Below are 19,277 nucleotides of genomic sequence, written 5' to 3'. Positions count from 1 at the left end.
ATTATTTAAAAATCAACAAATTGAATTATGTTAACTTTGGTTAACTTTCTTTAAAAGCAATAGGATAAATTCCATTAGTCGTTTACAGTCCCTTCGACGCTATGTGTCGGCTATTGCATCTCGCGGAGATTTGCTCAGGCCACAAAAACCGTCTTGATATTCACAAACTCATGGATGCCAAACATACCCAGTTCGCGCCCGTAGCCCGATTGTTTGATGCCGCCGAATGGCAGCCGCGGGTCTGATTTTACCAGCGTGTTCACAAAGCACGATCCGGCTTCCAGCTGCGTTGCCGCGATGTGCTCCCCACGCTTTTTGTTTTTGGTAAACACCGCCGCGCCCAGTCCAAAGATGCTGTCGTTAGCCAGGGCAATGGCATGGGCCTCGTCCTTTGCAGATATGATGGCAGCCACTGGACCAAACATTTCCTGGTCAAAAGCAGGCATGCCCTTTTTAACATTGGTTAGGATGGTTGGCGGATAAAACGCGCCCTTACCCGCTGGTACCTGGCCGCCCAGGATACATTTGGCGCCTTTGGCAATAGATGCTGCTACCTGCTGATGCAATTCATCGCGCAGGTCAACCCGTGCCTGTGGACCAATATCAACGCCGTCCTGCAGTGGGTCGCCCATTTGCTTAGCTTGCATCTTTTGCAGGAACAGGCGGGTAAATTCCTTTTCAACAGCCTTAAGTACAATAAACCGTTTAGCCGCTATGCAACTTTGTCCGCCATTAATCAGGCGGCTGTTCACACAGGTTTCGGCGGCCTGTTCCAGGTCGGCGTCTTCCAGTATTAGGTAGGCATCGCTGCCGCCTAATTCCATCACGGTTTTTTTGATGAGTTCGCCGGCCTTTTGGGCTACTTTGCTGCCGGCAGCATTGCTCCCCGTAAGGGTAACGGCTTTAATATGTTCATGGGCAATCACAGCCTCTACTTCGGTATTGCTGATCAGCAGTGTTTGGAAAACATGATCGGGGAAACCGGCGGCTTTAACCATCTCTTCAATAGCCAGCGCGCAGCCAGGAACATTGGATGCATGCTTTAATACCCCGCAATTACCCGCGGCTAAAGCCGGCGCCAAAAACCGGAATACCTGCCAAAAGGGGAAGTTCCAGGGCATAACTGCCAGCACCACACCCAGCGGCTGAAAAGTGGCATAGCTTTTTGAGGCATCTGTTTCAATCAGCTGATCTTGCAAAAAGCCTTCGGCATTATCGGCATAATAGGTGCAAACTGCCGCGCACTTTTCTATTTCGGCTATGCCCTGTTTTAATGGTTTGCCCATTTCGGCCGCCATCAGCCGGGCCAATTGGCTTTTGCGTTGATTTAATACTCCAGCCAGTTTATTTAACAAGGCCGATCTTTCCTTAAACGTACTCAACCGCCATTTTGCCAGGCCTGATAGGTTTGCTCAATTTTTTGCCGCACCTGTTTACCACTGTGCGCTTTGTACTTTTTAATGATGGTATCATCGGCAGGATTAATCGACAGGATATCCATTTTTCGCTTTTAATAAGTAAGGCAGTTTACCCGAAATAGTTTGAATAAAATTTAGCTAATGAATGCCTGTACGTGAGATAAAGGATGGCCTGCGTAAAAAAGAAAATTACAGGAATTTTGTTTTTTACGCATTTTTTTGTGGGAAATTAACGTTTTAAGAGCAGGAAACGCCAAAATCTCATTTAATTAAGTGTACAAAATACAATAATTTATTAAGGAATTATTAGCACAACCGTCAGCTATAATAGAGCATCCAAATTAATTCACTTATTTGTTAAAAATTTATTAAAAGTGAGTTAAGGTATTGTGATGAACTTGTTACATGTGATATATTTAGAAAGTACACAGACGAAGATGAAAACTATTGGTAAACTCACAATCGAACAAAAATTACAAGGAATCATACTTGCGATCATTGGTTTCGTAGCGCTTATAGACTACGTAATTTTGTAATTTAAGTATTAGCAGATCCTCAAGGCGCCTATATGGCGCCTTTTTTTGTACTATAGGTAAATAAGGTGCTATAAAGATATGGATGAGTAATACTGCAGGCTGCTGCAAAGTTCATCCTCGGTACAGATGTTATCAATACTGCTTTCGCCGATACGGGTTATTAATGAGCAATTGATCTTAGCGCCGTGGTTCTTTTTATCCTTCTGCATCAGGCTGTAAAGTTCGCCGTGGCAGGAAGCTGCAATTTCATAACGCGGGTATAATCCCGAAAACACATGAACAATCTCATTCAGTTCTTCTAAACTTAAACCTGTGCGTTTATACGATAACCACGATTCGCAGATCATGCCGATGGCGATAGCTTCGCCATGGGTTAAGGGGGTTTTATCATTCTCCAGCGAATAGGTTTCAACGGCATGACCAATAGTATGCCCAAAGTTAAGCGCCTTGCGGATGCCCTTTTCCCTCGGATCTTCTACAACGATAGTGTTTTTTATGTTGACAGATTGGTAGATCAATTCGGCCGATGGGGCTTTCAAGTCGCTGGCTTTTAATTCGTTCCAGTATTCGGCATCGGCAATTAAGCCATGTTTCAGCATTTCGGCCAGGCCCGACAGGATCTGTCGCGGCGGCAGCGTGTTAATAAAGCTATGCTCCATAAACACAGCCTTAGGCTGGGCAAAAGTGCCTACAATATTTTTAATGCTGTCAATATCAATACCTGTTTTACCGCCTACCGATGCATCCACCTGCGAAAGCAGGGTGGTGGGTACATGCACAAAATCAATCCCGCGTTTATAGGTCGAGGCCACAAAGCCTCCCATATCGCTGATAACGCCACCGCCCAGGTTAATGAGCAGGCTGTTACGGTCGGCGCCAAAATCTATCAGCATTTTCCAGATACCTACACAAAAATCAATGGTCTTGCTTTCCTCGCCCGAGTTGATCTCGATCAGGTCGTACTTGCTGTCGTCGCCCAGGTATTTTTGTAAAATGGGCAGGCAAAATTCGCCGGTATGCTCGTCGGTCAGAATAAAATATTTAGAATAATTGCCCTTCTCTACAAAACTGGCCAGCTCAGCTAAGCTATTATTAAAATATATGGGGTAGCTGATGCTGTTAATCGTATCCATTGTTATCTCCAAAGTATCCATCTTATATCACTATTATTTTTTGCTCATCAAATTCAACCACGTCCGTTCTTTTTACTTTCAGGCGCTTGCGATAATCTACTGTACCATTGTACTTTACTAATCCCTCCGACACAACAATTTGGGCTTCGCCGCCTGTAGCAACCAGGTTGGTTGCTTTTAATAATTGTATCAGCGGGATATAATCGCCGGTTAATTCAAATTCTATCATACCCGGCAAAAATAAACTATTCAATCAAATAATGTTTATGTTAAAAAGCATTTTCTAATTTTGCCCCATGCTATTATACAAAACAGAGGATGAACCCGTTGGGGGTAAACTATCATTTGAAAATACAGAGATCGCCTTCAGGCATTCCTCAAATACCGATCTGAAACGGGCGTACTGGCTGTTTAAAGCAATAAATATTAATTTTTTGGTGAAGATAGGGCCGCCAATAACCAACTTTGCCATGAAGATTGGCCTGCCCATAAAAAGTTTGATAAAAGCTACCATATTTGAGCATTTTTGCGGCGGCGAAGCCATTGAAGAGTGTAACCCAACCATCAAAAACCTGGCATCGGGCAGGGTGGGCACCATTTTAGACTACTCGGTTGAGGGCGAGGATGACGAACAGGTGTTTGACGAAACCCGCGACGAGATTATCCGCACCATTATACGGGCCACCGGTGATGATGCCGTACCTATCACGGTATTTAAGATAACCGGAGTAGGCCGCTTTGCACTGCTGGAAAAGCTGGACGCTAAAGAAACGCTTACCACTGATGAGGAAGCAGAATGGAAAAAAGTACAGGCCCGGGTAAAAGCTATTTGCGAAAAGGCATTTAATGCCGGTGTGCCTGTTATGATAGACGCGGAGGAAAGCTGGATACAGGATACCATTGATCTGTTGGCGATGGATATGATGCGGACTTATAACCGCGAAAAGATCATTGTTTACAATACCTACCAGCTATATCGCCATGATAAATTAGCATCGCTGAAGGCGGATTTCGCTATTGCGGATAAGGATGGGTTTATATTAGGCGCCAAGCTGGTGCGGGGCGCTTATATGGAAAAAGAACGTAAGCGCGCGCTGGAAAAAGGCTATGCATCGCCAATACAACCTAATAAAGCCGCGGCTGATAAAGATTATGATGCCGCGCTGCATTTTTGCATCGAACATATAAATCAATTAGCCATAGTGGCCGGCACTCATAACGAAGACAGTTGTAAATTGCTGGCAACCCTGCTGGATGATAATAAAATACCACACAACCATCCCCATGTTTATTGCTCGCAGTTATTGGGTATGAGCGATAATCTGAGCTTTAACCTGGCCAATGCGGGCTATAACGTAGCCAAGTATGTGCCTTATGGCCCTGTGAAATCGGTGCTGCCTTACCTGTTCCGTCGCGCGCAGGAGAACACCGCCATAGCCGGGCAAATGAGCCGCGAACTGGGCCTGATCATTAAGGAAAAGAAACGCAGAGGTATTTAAGTGCGGATCACATCGGTATCAACAGGGATATAACCCAATTGCCGGCTCATGGTTAAGATCTGTCCCTTGTGATGGAACTCATGCGTAATAACGTGGGTGAATAATTCGAGTGGTGTTACGGTGATGGTTTTATCTCTTGCGGGAAGTTTTTTACTGAAAGATTGCTGATAATCACCCGCGTATTTGGTTAGGAAATCATTCACAGCCATATCCACCTGCTGGTAAATACTTTGGATATCGCTAATGCTTTTAATATCTTCTTCCTTAAAATAGTTAACCGGTATTTCACGATCGGCAAATACCAGCCAATGCAGATAGGTGTTAGCCGTGTGGATAAGCAGGCTGCTGATGCTGCTGTTATTGAATGCTGCTATTTGTTTAAACAAACCGGCATTTTCCATACTACCGCAATAGTTCAGCAAAACTTGCCTTGCGCTTTTTACGCTATTGTATTGTGCTTGCAGTAGTGATTTCATGGTGATTATAATAAGTTTTCCTGTGCGAATTTTTGAATTGTGTTCGGCGCTTTCATCAGGTAGGTTTGTATGCCCAGTTTTTTAGCGCCTTCCAAATGCTGCGGACTATCATCAATAAATAAAGTCTCGACAGGGTTAAGGTTATTCTCATCCAGTATTTGCTGAAAAAACACCGTATCCGGCTTGCGTTTACCTACCAGGTGCGAGTAATAAACTTTCTCGAACAAATGGTCGTTACCCTCAAAATCAAATTCCCGCCTCAGGTAATTCATAATGTGGGTGTAATGGATATCGTTAATATTGCTCATTAAAAAGGTGCGGTATTTCCCTTTTAAGGCTAATAACAGATCGTGGTTACCTTCGGCAATACCCAGCAGCATGCTATTCCAGGCCGCGTCAATCTGCTCGTCGGTGAGGTTCTCATTTCCCGAAACTTCCCTTAAACGATGGCGAAACTGTTTGGCGGTGATTTCGCCACAATCGAAAGCGTCAAAAATAGCATCCTGCTGCAGGTGACCAAAAAAATGATCGGCATTGGGTATACCCAGTTGATTGAAAGCGCTTTGCGCCTTAGCAAAATCGATACTGAAGATGACATTGCCGTAGTCGAAGATGATATTTTTGATATTTTGCATAATTGTCTTTCGTAATTCAGCGCAAATATGTAAAATTGCACCCGGAAATTAAACACCGAATAGCTGCGCCTATAGCTCAGTCGGTTAGAGTAGAAGACTCATAATCTTTTGGTCCCTGGTTCGAGCCCAGGTGGGCGCACAAAAGCGAGATAGTTCGTTGGTTTTAACCCTGTAAATCGTTGATTTACAGGGTTTTTTGTTTTTTAGCAGTCCTTCTCAGTCCTTATAAATACACCATTTCTGACACCAAAACGCCACCCCGATTTTAATTTTTAGGTTTGGGGGTTTTTTAAGAGCTAATAGGTTGTTATACAGTATTTTATCTCTATAAAATAAGTACTCAAAAGTACTGTAAAAGATCAGAAATTGCACCTCTTTTCATCTTAAAAAACCCCGAAACTGACGATTCCGGGAATTAATTAATCGTTTTACTCATTAAAAAACTGTTAAAAGATGAAAACATCACAGTCATTTGGTGTACACTTCACCGTTAAAAAAGACAAAGTGAAAGATGGGATTGCCTGCGTTTATGCCGTCATTACCATTAACAAGGAGAAAGTGATCTTCGCCCTAAAAAAGCGGGTGAACATTGAACACTGGGACAAAGGACACGGCGGCCTTAAAGTAAAAGTTCCCGAAGCCAAAGAAACCAACAGTTATTTGGAGCAGGTTAAATTCACCATTACTTCTTACTACCAGCAATTACAATTAGACGGCAAAGAGATCACTCCCCAATTACTCAAAGCTTGTTTCCTCGGAGAAGACACCGAAGAAACTTACAATTTAAGTACCCTGATGGATTACCACCAGGAGACCGCTTCGGCAGCCTTGACCTGGAGCACCCTTAAACATTATGCCGTGACCCGTCGCTACCTGGAGAAGTTTCTAAAAGCCAAGTACAACACGACAGATTACCGCATCAAGGACATCGACTACAAATTCATTGTCGACTTTGAAACGTATCTGCGTAACCACAAACCCGTCGACCATTTTCAACCATTAAACAACAACGGCGTAATGAAACACCTCATCCGTTTGCGTAAAATGACCACTTTGGCATTTAAATTACAATGGATCAGCAAAGACCCCTTTAAGAATTACAAGTTCCGCTACAAAAAAGTAGAAACTGCCTTTTTGTCGACAAATGAATTAAAGGCCCTGGAAAATTATGATATCGCTTCCGACACGCTTAATGCGATCCGCGACTACTTTCTCTTTGCCTGCTATACCGGCCTGTCCTTTGTCGACCTGATGAATTTGCATGAAGGCAATGTGGTGCGTGGCGAGGACGGCGAAAAATGGCTGAAACTGTTCCGGCAAAAAAGCCACGAGGCGACCAACCTACCGCTCCTTGCACCAGCGCTGGCCATCATGAATAAATACAAGGATAATCCGAGGTCAGTCAGTTTAAGCAAGATATTCCCTACCATCACCAACCAGAAGGTCAACGTTTATCTCAAAGAGATCGCCAAGATCGTCGGGATCAAAAAGAAGCTCACTTTCGGAGTGGCCCGGCATACCTTCGCTACCACCATCACGCTGGCCAATAACGTGCCTATCGAAACCGTAAGCAAAATGATGGGACATACCAAGATCGCAACCACACAGATCTACGCCCGCGTACTTATGAAAAAGATAAGCGAAGACATGCAGGTCTTACGGGAAAAACTCGAACCGGATGCTCCAAAACGCAAGGCGAACCGAAAAGCAAACACTAGTTCCCACCTTAAAAGAGTAAGCTAATGAGATCAATGAATAACGATAAACTTTTTCTATCAGTCAGGGAATTGATCGAAAATGCACGCAACTATGTTGTCAGGAACGTTAACACCGCCATGTTGTACACAAATTACACCATCGGCCAAATGATCGTTGAGGAAGAGCAAAAAGGAAAAGAGCGGGCGGGGTATGCCGAAACCATCCTCAAAGATCTCAGTAAGGCCTTATCTGCCGAATATGGTCGAGGGTTTTCACATCGTAATCTCGATAATTTTAAAAAGTTCTATCTCTTATACCAGGAACGAATTTCGCAGACACTGTCTGCGAAATTCGACGAAGCCCTCAAAAACGAGATCAATCAACCATTATTGGCGGCATTCGCTGAGCATTTCAAAGTAAGTTGGTCGCATTATGTTTTGTTAATGAAAATCCAGAATGTAGCAGAACGGGAATATTATGAGTCGGAAGCGGGTTCTTGCAATTGGTCGCTGCGCGAATTGCAGCGTCAATACGATTCTTCATTATTCGAACGCCTGGCACTGAGTGGTGACAAAACCGGTGTCAGAAAGTTAGCGGAGAATAACCGCATTGAAGAGGATGCGATCCATACCCTAAAAAATCCTTTTGTGCTGGAGTTCCTCGGACTTAAGGAAGATAGTGGTTACTCTGAAAACGACCTTGAAACCGCTATAATTAATAAGTTGGAGCACTTTATGCTCGAATTAGGCAAAGGCTTCTTGTTTGAGGGACGGCAACGTCGTATCACCTTAGAGGGCGACCATTTTTGGGTGGATTTAGTTTTTTATAACCGACTACTTGACTGTTTTGTCCTGTTCGATCTGAAGATAGGCAAACTCACCCATCAGGACATTGGCCAGATGCAAATGTATGTCAACTATTATGACCGGAAGATAAAGCGACCCCATGAGAAACCCACGATCGGTATCATTCTTTGTAAAGAGGATAATAAGGCTGTTGTAGAATTTACACTGCCGATTAATAACGAGCAAATTTTTAGCAGGGAATATAAACTCTATTTACCCAGCAAGGAAGAACTTCAAAAGCAATTATTATGATAGAGAAAAATCAAGAGCCCCTTAACCAGGTATACTGGTTAAGAGGACAAAAGGTAATGATCGACGAAGATGTAGCGGCGCTGTTTCAGGTTAGTCTCAAAGTACTGAGACAGCGTGTAGGTAGAAATAAACAGCGGTTCCCGCCCGATTTCTTGTTTTTACCAACCATAGAAGAATGGCAAACTTTACAACAACAGGCCGACCCTATACTCAAAATCGGTAAAAATGAAATACCGCTAGTCTTTACAGAGGCCGGACTGCTCATGGCTTCAGGAATCATCAAAAGCGATGTCGCCATTAAGGTCAGCATCGACATTATTAACCAGTTTTTCCAAATTGTAACCAGTTTTAATAAGTAATTATCATGAAAGACCAACAAAATATTGATCAGATCGGCCCAATGATACGGGAAACGCGTTCAGCGCAACATATGACCCAACAAGAATTGGCCGAGAAATGCGGTATTGCTAAATCACGGATATCCCGGGCGGAAAATAACGTCGGCGATGTTCCCGTTTCCATCCTGCGCACCATCGTCGAAAAAGGCCTGGGAGGCCAGTTGCAGATCGCATTTGAGTTATAGTATCATAGTTGGATACCATGAAAAAGTTCACATTTTGTGAACTTTTTCATTATTTTTGTTCCAATGGGTGTCGCACTAAAATATAAGGTCATCAAAGATAGAACGCAATATGATCGCTATTGCGAAGCGTTGGAATTGCTTTTGGCTTTGAAAAACACTTCCGATGTTCAAGACGAAATCGAGATGCTGACCCTATTGATCCATACTTACGACGAAGTAAACAACACTTTTGCCGAACTTGACCCGATCACATTACTACGGTCTTTTATGAAAGATTATCGACTGAAAGCATCGGATCTGATAGCCATACTCGGCGTAAGCAAAGGTTACATATCCGACATGCTGAACTACAAAAAAGGCTTGTCCAAAGAAGTGATCCGAAAATTAGCTGACCACTTTAAAGTCCGGCAGGAAGCATTTAACAGACCCTACCCATTATTCCAAAAATAACGCCTTTAAAACACCGGCCTCAAATGTCAAGCTAACATTATAGCTACCTATCATGATAGCATACTAGCGATTTAAACTACTTCCAAAATTCCGAGACAGTGTCTCAGAATTTGAAATGGATTAAAATCCGAATCAGCGATTCGGGTTTTTTGTTTTCGGTCTATTTTAGTCTATCCCGTTCTTTTTCCGCCCAAAAATAACGCCACCTTTCCCAAAGTTGTCATTTTCTGATTTACCGGCTTCCGAATTTTGAAGTCCTTAAAAATCAAGTTATGGACAAAGCAACTGAACAACGATCAAGAATGGGGATGGTTCCAACACGGAATCAGATATTGACCCTCGGAGATCTGGAGGATTTTAAGAACGACGTCCTTCAGGAAGTAAAGCGCATTATGAAAGAATGTGTTAGTGGCGCACCAGGCAAGAAATGGTTGAAATCTGCTGAGGTTAAAAAACTGCTGGGTATTTCACACGGTTTTTTGCAATCATTAAGAGATAGCGGCGTACTGCCTTTTACGAAGATCGGCGGGTCTATCTATTATGATTATGAAGACATCACCTTTATGATGTCTGCTAACAAAAGCGCCTGATTTTTCACCGGCCGGGCCTGCCTGACAGTGTCCGGCCACTATTTTACTCCTATGTTATTCCAAACACCCAAGCGTAAAGCCAAGCGGGTGCCTGCGGAGCGCAGGAAACCCGAACCTATCCTGCAAAAAGGGTTCGGCACGGAGATGCCGCCCCAAAAGATTCTGGTGGAAATTTATTTTGATCAGAAAGGGCTTGCCACTCAGGCAGGCGTATTTTATAACCATTACGAGAAAGTTAATTGGAGCAGCCCTAAAGGTACGCCATACCGCAACTGGAAGCTGCTGGCCGGCGAATGGATCTTCAATTATGAACAGGAACAAAAATTAAGAAAACGGCAGCGTGAAAACGCCCTGCTATCATCCTAGTAAACTATAAAACTATCAAAAATCATGGCAAAGATCATCACCATAGCCCACCAAAAAGGTGGCGTAGGCAAAAGCACCTTAGCGATCAACCTCGCTTTATGTTTCCAGGATCAATTATCAGTAGCCCTGGTCGATACCGACTTACAGGGTAGCTTATACCATATCCGGGAGGACTTCCCCGAACTGGCCGTCATTGGCGCCGATAAAGTGACGGACATCGAAAAACTGGATTATGATCTCATCATTGTAGACACACCACCTTATTTGTCCAGTAAACTGCCGGACTTATTTCTGCATTCGGATTTCATCCTCGTACCAACCAAAGCAGGCTTCTTCGATGTAATGGCTATTCGGTCAACACTGGCACTAATCAAGGAGGCACAGCAAAAAGCACCGCATCTTAAAGCCGGCATTGTACTCAATATGGTCAAGCCGCGATCGGGCATTACCCGGGATGTGGCCGACCTGCTGCAAAACATGGATATGCCGTTGCTAAAAGCAAGGATGCATGACCGCGTGAGTATCGCCAGGTCATCGATCACCGGCGGTATTTTAAAAGGTGCCGACAAAAGAGCGAAAGACGAGATCATGGCATTGACTGAAGAAGTCGTTGAGCAAATTAGTTCCGGGGTAGCATGATAGCTTTTTATTTCAATAGGAAGCTAGCAAAATCGCAAACTACGAACATAGCAAGCTATATAACTAGCAGCAAATGATAGCAAACTAGTAAGCTAACATCATAGCAGCAATGCTAACAAACTATCAAGATAGCAAATGGAAGAGTATAAAAAAAAGCTGGGTGGCCTGGCTGACAAACTCAAACAAGAGCGACCTGCCACCCCCATTCAGGAAGTGATACCGGTCAAGGCAGCACCCGTTCCAAACGAGCCCGAAGTACAGTTCAATAACCGCATACCCAAAGGCCTGTTAAAGCGGCTCAAGACTTTTGGAGTAGAGTATGATGAATCCCTTAAAGACATCAATATCCATGCCCTTGAACTCTATCTCAGCCAAAAGGCGAAGCCGGAAGAAACAACAAAAAATGCCGAATAAAACACTGATAGCAGGATAAGACCGCCCGCTTCGCAGCGATCAGCAAGATGTACAATTGTGTCACAATTGAATCTTGCCCTCCGCAAAAGTTTGCTGCGGGTCCAGGCAAAAAGCCTCCGAAGTCGGCTTTTTAAAGAAGAGAACAATGGCTACACAAGAAGACAAACGGATACAATGGAAGAATCTCCGCTTTAAACCGGAGGAATATCAATTGCTCGAAAAGCGGTTCAAAAAAACCAGTTTCCGCAAGCTAAGCGAATACATGCGCAGTGTCCTTTTAGAAAAGCCGGTGACGGTAAACTACCGGGATAAAGCCATGGATGATGTGCTGGAGGAAATGATCTTGCTGCGGCAGGAATTGAACGCGATCGGCAATAACCTGAACCAGGCCATGCGCAGTATCAACAGCGCACACGGCAATGCAGATACCCGGTTATGGATGAACCTGCTGAGTGTCATCAGCACCAAACTGGAGCCGTCCATCAGCCAGATCAAAGAACGGATGAACCAATACGCGGATATATGGTCGCAAAAATTAAGAGCGGTAAAAGCCTGATCGGCGCGCTCAACTACAATGAGAATAAAGTAAAGCAAGGGAAAGCAATGCTGATAGCCGCCGTGAAATACGTTAAAGACCCGAAAGACTTGTCTTTTAACGATAAACTTTTCCGGCTGACTGATCTGGCTTCCATGAATCAGCGCTCCAAAACCAACACGGTTCATATCTCTCTGAATTTTCCGAATGGAGAAAATTTAGCCGACGATACCTTGCAGGAGATCGTTAAAGATTATCTCCAGGGCGTTGGCTTTGCAACGCAACCCTATTTGGTTTACCGGCACGAAGATGCCGGGCACCCGCATTGCCATATCGTCACCACGAATATCAAACGTGACGGCGAACGCATCAGTCTGCATTACCTCGGACAGAATGAATCCGAGAAAACGCGCAAAGCCATCGAGATCAAATACAATTTAATCAAAGCAGATGAACAGCAAAAGCAAAAGCCAAATCTGAAAGCCGATGTTTCTGCCGCCGAGTATGGTAAAACTGAAACCAAAAGGACGATCACCAATATCCTGGGTTATGTATTACGGGCCTATAAATTTACCAGCATCCCCGAACTCAATGCCGTTCTCGGGCAATATCATATCCAGGCCGACCGGGGATCCAAAGATTCCCGGATGTATGCCCGTGCGGGTTTGGTTTACTGGATACTGGACAAAGACGGTAACAAAATCGGGGTGCCCATTAAAGCCAGCAGCATTTACAACAAGCCGACGCTCAAAACGCTGGAAGAAAAATTCAAACTCAATGAGCAATTACGCAAACCTTATAAAGCTGAGCTGATCAAAGCCATTGATGAAACAATGGCCAATCCCCAAACTAAAACCAGTTTTCAAAGCGAACTCAAAGCAAAAGGCGTCCAGTGCATCCTGCGACAAAACGAAGAAGGCCGCATCTACGGGGTGACCTTTATCGACCAAAAGAACAAAGCGGTTTTTAATGGCAGCGACCTCGGCAAAGCCTATAGCGCCAATTTGCTCAGCGCACAATTTCTGCCGGAACCGCCACCCAAATCGGTCACCCATCAGCAAGCAACAGAAACCTACACGCTAACGGCATCGGTCGGCGATGAACTATTCGATGTTCTTTTTGCACCTGAGCGCGAAGACCTGGCGGCCCTCAACAAATTCAAAAAGAAGAAACGTAAAGGTCTCAATCTATAAATTATGCAAACCGGAGAAAACGAACAAGCCCTGCGGAAGATCATCGACTTCACCAGGCTAATCAGCATTGCCATCTTGATCATTCATTTTTATTTGATCTGTTACGGGACGTTCCAGCAACTCCATCTGACCCATCAGATCGTCGATCATATCTTATTACCGCTCTCCAAAATGGGCATTTTCAAAACCGTCCTAATGGCCAAACTCAGCGCGCTTGCACTACTGCTGGTTTCGCTCGTTGGCTCTAAAGGCAAGCGGGACGACAAGATCCGGCCCAAAACCATCATTACCTACTGCCTGACCGGCTTGCTTATTTATTTTTTCAGCAACTATCTACTCCGCTGGCCCTGGCTTTATATCGGGGCGACCGCATTTGGGTACCTCTTATTTATGACGGGCGGCGGCTTATTATTTAGGATGCTGAAACTCCAATTGGGCGGGGATATTTTTAATAAGGAAAACGAAACGTTCCCGCAGGAAGAAAGGCTGCTGGAAAATGAATACAGCATCAACCTGCCCGCCAAATACCAATTGAAAAACAAAGAGCGGGACAGTTGGATCAATATCATTAACCCGTTCAGGGGTACATTGGTCGGCGGTAGCCCCGGTGCCGGTAAATCTTATTTCGTGATACGCCACATTATTACGCAGCATATCAAAAAGGGGTTTAGTATGCTGATCTATGACTTTAAATATGATGACCTTTCCCGCATCGCTTATAATGCGTTACGCCAACATGGCGGACGCTCGTTTTATGTGATCAACTTTGAAAAGATCATGCACCGCAGCAATCCCCTGGAACCGGATACCATGACCGACATCACCGATGCGATTGAGTCCAGCCGGACGGTCATGCTGGGGTTGAACCGGGAATGGATCAAAAAGCAGGGTGACTTTTTTGTCGAATCACCGATCAATTTCGTTACAGCGCTGATGTGGTTCCTCAAAAAGTACCAGGGCGGCAAATATTGCACTTTACCGCACGTCATTGAGTTATCCTTAGTAGAATACAAGTACCTGTTCGGGGTGCTACAGAGCGAACCCGAAATAGAAGTGTTGATCAATCCCTTTATCTCGGCCTGGAAAAATGAAGCCTATGAACAATTGGAAGGACAGATTGCCAGCGCGAAGATCAGTTTGGCGCGATTGTCTTCACCACAATTATATTATGTATTGAGCGGTAATGATTTTTCATTGGATATTAATAATCCGGATGACCCCAAGATCGTTTGCCTGGCGAACAACCCGCAGAAGTCACAGGTATATGGCGCGGTATTGTCGCTGTATATTAACCGCATCAATAAACTGGTGAATAGAAAAAACCAGCAGAAATGCAGCCTGATCTTCGATGAGTTCCCGACCATCTATTTCAACGGTATCGATAACCTCATCGCTACCGCACGTTCCAATAAAGTCGCGGTAACTTTGGCGGTGCAGGATTACAGTCAACTTAAAAAAGACTATGGCCGGGAACAAGCAGAAGTCATCATGAATATTGTCGGCAATATCGTTTGCGGGCAAGTCACCGGAGATACTGCCAAACAACTGTCAGAACGTTTTGGCAAGATCAATCAAGTCAAGGAAAGCGTGTCAATTAATGCTACAGACACTTCGGTGAGCCGCTCAACGCAATTAGATTATGCCATCCCAGCCTCCAAAATAGCGGGTTTATCTTCGGGTGAATTTGTCGGCATGGTGGCCGATGACCCCTCTAATAAGATCGAACTCAAAACCTTTCATTGCCAGATCCAAAATGACCACGAAGCTATTTCGCTGGAGGAACGGGCCTACCGGGCCATCCCTGATGCCAGAAAGATCTCCAATACCGAGATCCAAATGAACTATCAACGGATCAAAGCAGATATTAAAGGACTGGTCGAGCAACTCGCCCATAGGGATAACTAAGCCTGCTCTGTGACCAGGTCACCAATGCTGATGTGAAACAGACCGCAGATCTCGGTCAGGGTTTCCAGGGTCAGGTCGCGGGTACCGGATAACCAGGTCCGCAGTTCATTCATTTCCACCCGGATGCGGTCGCCGAACTGTAAACGGTTCAGGCCGGTCTCCGCGATCAAATGATCTATACGGGCACCTAAAGCCAGTCGATGCTCACTTTGCAGCAGATCAGCAGCGCATACTTTGTCTAAAAGACGACCTAAAAAGGTCAAACTGTTTCCTGTTTTCATAGCGTCGTATTAAGGTGAATGACAAGATAAGAAAATTACCCTTTAATTATTGCACCCTGTTGAAAACTTAACGGTCAGTTAATGGCCTGTTTACAGCCGGACGGTATCAGTCACTGAGTTTGGCCAGCTTTTCAGCTACCGCTTGTAACAGACCTGTATTGACCGTAGCTGCCGGTCCTTCGGCCAGCGCCCGGTAACCGCCTTCTTCATCCGGCTCAAAAGTAAAGGTCGTCTCACCGATCAATACGGCGATCCGGTGGGTATAGCCCCAGCGCTCAAAGCGCGCTTTAAACTCGTGCTCCGTACCCTGAAAAACAACCGGTATGACAAAAGGCTCGTTCATGCCGCTAAGATAACATTAGTCTAAGTAACCTTTCAATACCCAGCTGCGGGAATTGGAGCGAAGCCTGGCCAGCGCTTTGTCTTTGATCTGCCGTACCCTTTCGCGGGTGAGCTCGTATTTATCCCCGATCTCTTCCAGGCTATGTGGTTGCCCGTCACCCAATCCGAAAAACAGCGTTAATACATCCCTTTCTTTTTCGCCCAGTACCCGCAGGCTTTGTGCTACCTCCGCAGACAAAGACTCCTTCATCAGCCCTTGGTCTGTTCCCGGTTCCGGACTTTGCAGCACATCCAGTAAAGTATTGTCCTCTTCGCTCGAAAAGGGCGAATCATAGGAAATATGCCGGCCTGAATGGCCCAAAACATTACTTACTTTTTCAGCCGTAATTTCCAGGCTTTCTGCCAGCTCCTCAGGTGTTGGCTGCCGTTCATATTGTTGTTCCAAAGCTGATGCTGCTTTAGCGATCTTAGAGAGATCCCCGACTTTATTCAAGGGCAGGCGGATCATCCGGGACTGTTCATTGATCGCAGACAGGATGGACTGCCTGATCCACCATACGGCGTAGGATATAAATTTGAAACCTTTGGTTTCATCAAAGCGTTTCGCCGCTTTAACCAAACCGACATTCCCTTCGTTGATCAAATCGCCCAGCGTCATGCCAGAACTTTGGTATTGTTTGGCTACCGAAACCACGAACCTTAAGTTCGCGGTCGTTAAGCGCTCTAAAGCGGCCTGGTCGCCTTCCCTGATCTTTTGCGTTAAGATCACCTCTTCCTGCGGAGTAACCATCGGAATCTTGGCAATATCTGACAAATACTGATTCAACGATGCGCTTTCCCGATTGGTGATCGACTCACTAATTTTAAGTTGCCTCATGTATGAAAATATTAAAGTGTATGCTAAAGATTCGCAGAAATGATTCTCAGAGAGATGGCAAGTGATTTACTGATGCTTGCGGGAGAAAGGTGCTATAAATCTTTAACATACAAAGATACGCACAACCGCAAAAAATAGTGTCGACCGGATGTCAATAAGTTAGGACACTTCAATGATAAGGCGCTGGATTATAGTGGCCGCCTCGGGCGCTTGGGCCTTGGCGCTTCCGTGCGGTTTTCACGGCGCGGCCTTATAACAGGTTTTACGGGCTCTTTTTCTTCGGCGAAACGCACGTTGAGCGTCCGCCCGTCGATCTGCATCCCGTCGAGTGCCTGTATCGCCCTTTCCGCGCCGGCATCATCGGTCATGGTGATAAAGCCGTAGCCTTTGCTTTCGCCGGTGTTTTTGTCCGTAACGATGGTGACCGTATTCACGGTACCGTGCGCGCTGAACAGTTCGACCAGTTCGATCTCCTGCATGTCTTTTGGAAAACCAACGATAAATAATTTGGCCATGGCTGCTGCAAATATACGGAGAATGAGTCCTATTTATTAATGAAGGGCGGCTTCCTGGGAAATTGTAGAATAAACTACGTTAACAGCGCGCAGATCTCTTCCTTTTTAGGGTATCGGTCCGGTACCTCCAATCGGTGGATAGATCGCCTTTGTAAAATACATCCGCCCGGTATTGTTTATCGGACAGGCAAGATACGGACGTTTCCGTGGTGTATTTCTCATCGTAACCGGACCGTTTAAAAAAATCTTTTTCTACTTTCTCACCGTATCCTGCACCACCCTATACAGCACCTGGTTAGGGTATCCCTTGACTACACTCATGAGCTTGTGCGCATCTTTTACATTTTTCAGCGAGACCGGCATAAATCTGATCCCCCAATGGTTCAGCTTCGGTTCCATCGAGCCTTTAAATTTGCCGTAATCTATTTCGATGGGTTGCGCTTGTTTACTGAGATTTTCCAGTTGGGTACGCAAAATAATGGACGATGCTGTTTCCCATTGCATATGCACGTAACCCACAATAAGGCTATTGATCGCCATAATGGCCACCAGCAGCCAGGCGGCTATTTTTGCCGCAACAGGCCATCGCTGACTTTTAATGGCCCCCAGTTGTTCCGCACCGGCCATCCATAACAAAAAAAGTGGCAATAATGGCACCAGCCAAAACATCGGGAAAAAACGCGGCCACCAAAAATGTTGACTGAGCGACATGCAGCAGCACAAACCAATGACAAATATCAAAGCGGGCACCCGTACTTTTTTCAGCACAATCAAAATACCTGTAAGCGCGATCATAGCGAACACCAAAGCAATGCTAAAATAAGGCCCAAAGCCGCTTACACGGGTTTCGTGGTATTGATAAGCCGTCCAGGTAGCGGGGCTGGTAGCGAAAGGGTTCGCCAGGTCTGCACGCCGCTCCTTATTATACGGCGCGTTGCCAGGCCGGCTAAAAGTGGCATAAAACAACCTTACCGGAAGGCTTTTATGTTTCATGTTTCGAGGGGTTTCGCTCTCGTTGGCATCCTTGCCGGTGGTTACAAACACGCTGGGATATGCTTTCGAACCGAATATGGGATATAAGGGGTTGCCACGGTTGATCATGTTCGTTACGTACGGATTATAACCAAATAGGCCAACGGCGATTAAACCTATGGTGATATGCGACCATAAAAAAGATTTAACGCGTGGCCGCTCTCTCATCAATAGATAGATCAGAATGAAGAACGCCGAAACCAGGAAGAATACCAGGCCAGTGAACTTCAAATTAATCAGACAAATGGCGGCCATAGCGCCGATCAGCATCAATAACAGTTTCGGCTTGCGCAGCCACAGGATGACAGACGCCACGTAGATCACAACAGACAAATACAGATCTCCGTCGTTCAGGAAAGTGGTCACCTCGCTCCAGACCACCGGATTTAATATGACCAGCAAGGTGAATACGATAGATTGCCATCCCCGCATTTTAAAATCGCGGCAAAGCGCATAAACCACACCATAAGCGGCGGACAATAATAACAGGTTATAGGCTTTGCCTGGTTCTACCGTGCCAAACAATCGAAGCACCGCCGCGCCAAAAAGCCATGAATTTTTTGGGAAATATAAGACGGACGAAATATTAATTTGGTCGGGCGTGGTCATCGGCTGCAACAATGGATTCCAATTTCCGCCTAAATTGTACACCGCAGCCTGATGATACCATTCGCCATCCCAGGACAAATCGAAGTAAAACCAGCCAAATGCCAACGACAATACCGGCACGCCGATCGTGATGAGTGAGGAAAACATGAGCTGTTTACCCGTCACTTCAAATCTTTTCGCCAGCGAAAACAACAACCCGATCGCAGCAATAATCGCAAAAGGAAACAGGTAGGGCGATAATGGCCAGGTTAACAGATAAGTGATGGCACAGGATAAATTGACCAGGCAGATGATACCGAGCAAAAGCAGGGCAGTTAGCAAGCCGGTTAATCCCGGTTTGCCGGAGTTGTTGCGCATGGGCAGTCGTATTGGCTAAATAATTGTGATTCACTAAAATATGAACTTTTAACCAAATGTCCAATAGCGCCTGACCTGCCTGCCCGAAGATCAGCTC

At 45.3% G+C, this 19,277-nt stretch carries 24 protein-coding genes and 1 tRNA gene; 14 read left to right on the top strand and 11 right to left on the bottom strand.

The annotated features are described in order from the left end of the window. Positions 1–134 precede the first annotated feature (134 nt). The 4 genes from AC07M6_RS11760 to AC07M6_RS11745 all read right to left on the bottom strand — a co-directional run bounded on the left by AC07M6_RS11760 (position 135) and on the right by AC07M6_RS11745 (position 3,316). Positions 135–1,382: an NAD-dependent succinate-semialdehyde dehydrogenase gene (locus AC07M6_RS11760; protein WP_494889585.1), complete on the bottom strand. Its 1,248-nt coding sequence runs from the start codon at positions 1,380–1,382 to the stop codon at positions 135–137. Continuing rightward, positions 1,379–1,501, bottom strand: a complete 123-nt coding sequence (locus AC07M6_RS11755) for a hypothetical protein (protein ID WP_494889583.1) — start codon at positions 1,499–1,501, stop codon at positions 1,379–1,381. The genes AC07M6_RS11760 and AC07M6_RS11755 overlap by 4 nt, the downstream gene beginning before the upstream one ends. Positions 1,502–2,022: 521 nt before the next feature. Continuing rightward, positions 2,023–3,087 carry a 3-dehydroquinate synthase gene (gene aroB, locus AC07M6_RS11750; RefSeq protein ID WP_494889581.1) on the bottom strand — a complete coding sequence of 355 codons (1,065 nt, stop codon included), beginning with the start codon at positions 3,085–3,087 and terminating at the stop codon, positions 2,023–2,025. Positions 3,088–3,109: 22 nt separating this feature from the next. Next, positions 3,110–3,316, bottom strand: coding sequence for an RNA-binding S4 domain-containing protein (locus tag AC07M6_RS11745; protein ID WP_494889579.1), 207 nt, complete (start codon positions 3,314–3,316; stop codon positions 3,110–3,112). Positions 3,317–3,383: 67 nt separating this feature from the next. On the opposite strand from AC07M6_RS11745, the gene AC07M6_RS11740 reads away from it, so the two are divergent. Further along, positions 3,384–4,586, top strand: a complete 1,203-nt coding sequence (locus tag AC07M6_RS11740; RefSeq protein ID WP_494889577.1) for a proline dehydrogenase family protein — start codon at positions 3,384–3,386, stop codon at positions 4,584–4,586. Here AC07M6_RS11740 and AC07M6_RS11735 read toward each other — a convergent pair. Then, the gene (locus tag AC07M6_RS11735) at positions 4,583–5,062 is read right to left on the bottom strand and encodes a DinB family protein (RefSeq protein WP_494889575.1); all 480 of its coding nucleotides are present in this window, start codon (positions 5,060–5,062) and stop codon (positions 4,583–4,585) included. The two genes, AC07M6_RS11740 and AC07M6_RS11735, sit on opposite strands and share 4 nt — an antisense overlap. Before the next feature lie 5 nt (positions 5,063–5,067). After that, positions 5,068–5,697, bottom strand: a complete 630-nt coding sequence (locus AC07M6_RS11730; protein ID WP_494889573.1) for an HAD family hydrolase — start codon at positions 5,695–5,697, stop codon at positions 5,068–5,070. 65 nt (positions 5,698–5,762) lie between these two features. On the opposite strand from AC07M6_RS11730, the gene AC07M6_RS11725 reads away from it, so the two are divergent. From AC07M6_RS11725 to mobC, 13 genes are all read left to right on the top strand, one after another. Continuing rightward, positions 5,763–5,836: transfer RNA gene (locus tag AC07M6_RS11725), tRNA-Ile, on the top strand. Positions 5,837–6,150: 314 nt separating this feature from the next. After that, a complete protein-coding gene (locus tag AC07M6_RS11720) occupies positions 6,151–7,440 on the top strand; it encodes a site-specific integrase (RefSeq protein ID WP_494889571.1) in 1,290 nt (429 codons plus the stop codon). 8 nt (positions 7,441–7,448) lie between these two features. Beyond that, complete coding sequence (locus AC07M6_RS11715) at positions 7,449–8,492, top strand: PDDEXK nuclease domain-containing protein (protein WP_494889569.1); 1,044 nt, start codon at positions 7,449–7,451, stop codon at positions 8,490–8,492. After that, positions 8,489–8,851 (top strand): ORF6N domain-containing protein, encoded by a 363-nt coding sequence (locus AC07M6_RS11710; RefSeq protein WP_494889567.1) that lies wholly within the window; start codon positions 8,489–8,491, stop codon positions 8,849–8,851. Before AC07M6_RS11715 ends, AC07M6_RS11710 begins: the two co-directional genes overlap by 4 nt. Positions 8,852–8,856: 5 nt before the next feature. Continuing rightward, positions 8,857–9,075 carry a helix-turn-helix domain-containing protein gene (locus tag AC07M6_RS11705; RefSeq protein WP_494889565.1) on the top strand — a complete coding sequence of 73 codons (219 nt, stop codon included), beginning with the start codon at positions 8,857–8,859 and terminating at the stop codon, positions 9,073–9,075. A 36-nt stretch (positions 9,076–9,111) separates the two neighbouring features. Then, complete coding sequence (locus AC07M6_RS11700) at positions 9,112–9,525, top strand: helix-turn-helix domain-containing protein (RefSeq protein WP_494889563.1); 414 nt, start codon at positions 9,112–9,114, stop codon at positions 9,523–9,525. A 272-nt stretch (positions 9,526–9,797) separates the two neighbouring features. Further along, a complete protein-coding gene (locus AC07M6_RS11695; protein WP_494889561.1) occupies positions 9,798–10,115 on the top strand; it encodes a helix-turn-helix domain-containing protein in 318 nt (105 codons plus the stop codon). Positions 10,116–10,166: 51 nt separating this feature from the next. Then, a complete protein-coding gene (locus tag AC07M6_RS11690) occupies positions 10,167–10,481 on the top strand; it encodes a hypothetical protein (protein ID WP_494889559.1) in 315 nt (104 codons plus the stop codon). A 24-nt stretch (positions 10,482–10,505) separates the two neighbouring features. After that, a complete protein-coding gene (locus tag AC07M6_RS11685; protein ID WP_494889558.1) occupies positions 10,506–11,120 on the top strand; it encodes an AAA family ATPase in 615 nt (204 codons plus the stop codon). 135 nt (positions 11,121–11,255) lie between these two features. Then, a complete protein-coding gene (locus AC07M6_RS11680; RefSeq protein ID WP_494889557.1) occupies positions 11,256–11,534 on the top strand; it encodes a hypothetical protein in 279 nt (92 codons plus the stop codon). 145 nt (positions 11,535–11,679) lie between these two features. Beyond that, positions 11,680–12,090 (top strand): plasmid mobilization protein, encoded by a 411-nt coding sequence (locus tag AC07M6_RS11675; protein WP_494889556.1) that lies wholly within the window; start codon positions 11,680–11,682, stop codon positions 12,088–12,090. Continuing rightward, on the top strand, positions 12,057–13,262 hold the full coding sequence (locus AC07M6_RS11670; RefSeq protein ID WP_494889554.1) for a relaxase/mobilization nuclease domain-containing protein: 1,206 nt from the start codon (positions 12,057–12,059) through the stop codon (positions 13,260–13,262). The genes AC07M6_RS11675 and AC07M6_RS11670 overlap by 34 nt, the downstream gene beginning before the upstream one ends. Before the next feature lie 3 nt (positions 13,263–13,265). After that, the gene (mobC, locus tag AC07M6_RS11665) at positions 13,266–15,167 is read left to right on the top strand and encodes a conjugal transfer protein MobC (protein WP_494889553.1); all 1,902 of its coding nucleotides are present in this window, start codon (positions 13,266–13,268) and stop codon (positions 15,165–15,167) included. On the opposite strand, the gene AC07M6_RS11660 is transcribed toward mobC, so the two are convergent. The 5 genes from AC07M6_RS11660 to AC07M6_RS11640 form a co-directional block, all read right to left on the bottom strand. Further along, positions 15,164–15,448, bottom strand: a complete 285-nt coding sequence (locus AC07M6_RS11660) for a helix-turn-helix domain-containing protein (protein ID WP_494889552.1) — start codon at positions 15,446–15,448, stop codon at positions 15,164–15,166. The genes mobC and AC07M6_RS11660 overlap by 4 nt on opposite strands. A gap of 106 nt (positions 15,449–15,554) precedes the next feature. Continuing rightward, a complete protein-coding gene (locus AC07M6_RS11655; protein ID WP_494889550.1) occupies positions 15,555–15,791 on the bottom strand; it encodes a hypothetical protein in 237 nt (78 codons plus the stop codon). A gap of 15 nt (positions 15,792–15,806) precedes the next feature. After that, a complete protein-coding gene (locus AC07M6_RS11650; protein ID WP_494889549.1) occupies positions 15,807–16,667 on the bottom strand; it encodes a sigma-70 family RNA polymerase sigma factor in 861 nt (286 codons plus the stop codon). Positions 16,668–16,855: 188 nt separating this feature from the next. Further along, complete coding sequence (locus AC07M6_RS11645) at positions 16,856–17,182, bottom strand: RNA recognition motif domain-containing protein (RefSeq protein WP_494889548.1); 327 nt, start codon at positions 17,180–17,182, stop codon at positions 16,856–16,858. 252 nt (positions 17,183–17,434) lie between these two features. Next, entirely contained in the window at positions 17,435–19,180 is a 1,746-nt protein-coding gene (locus AC07M6_RS11640; RefSeq protein ID WP_494889546.1) for a hypothetical protein, read from the bottom strand. Positions 19,181–19,277: the final 97 nt, after the last annotated feature.

Source organism: Mucilaginibacter sp. GW821-FHT07H05, assembly GCF_059418485.1.
Note: the sequence above shows the minus strand (reverse complement) of the source record. Positions and strands in the feature narration are given on the sequence as shown.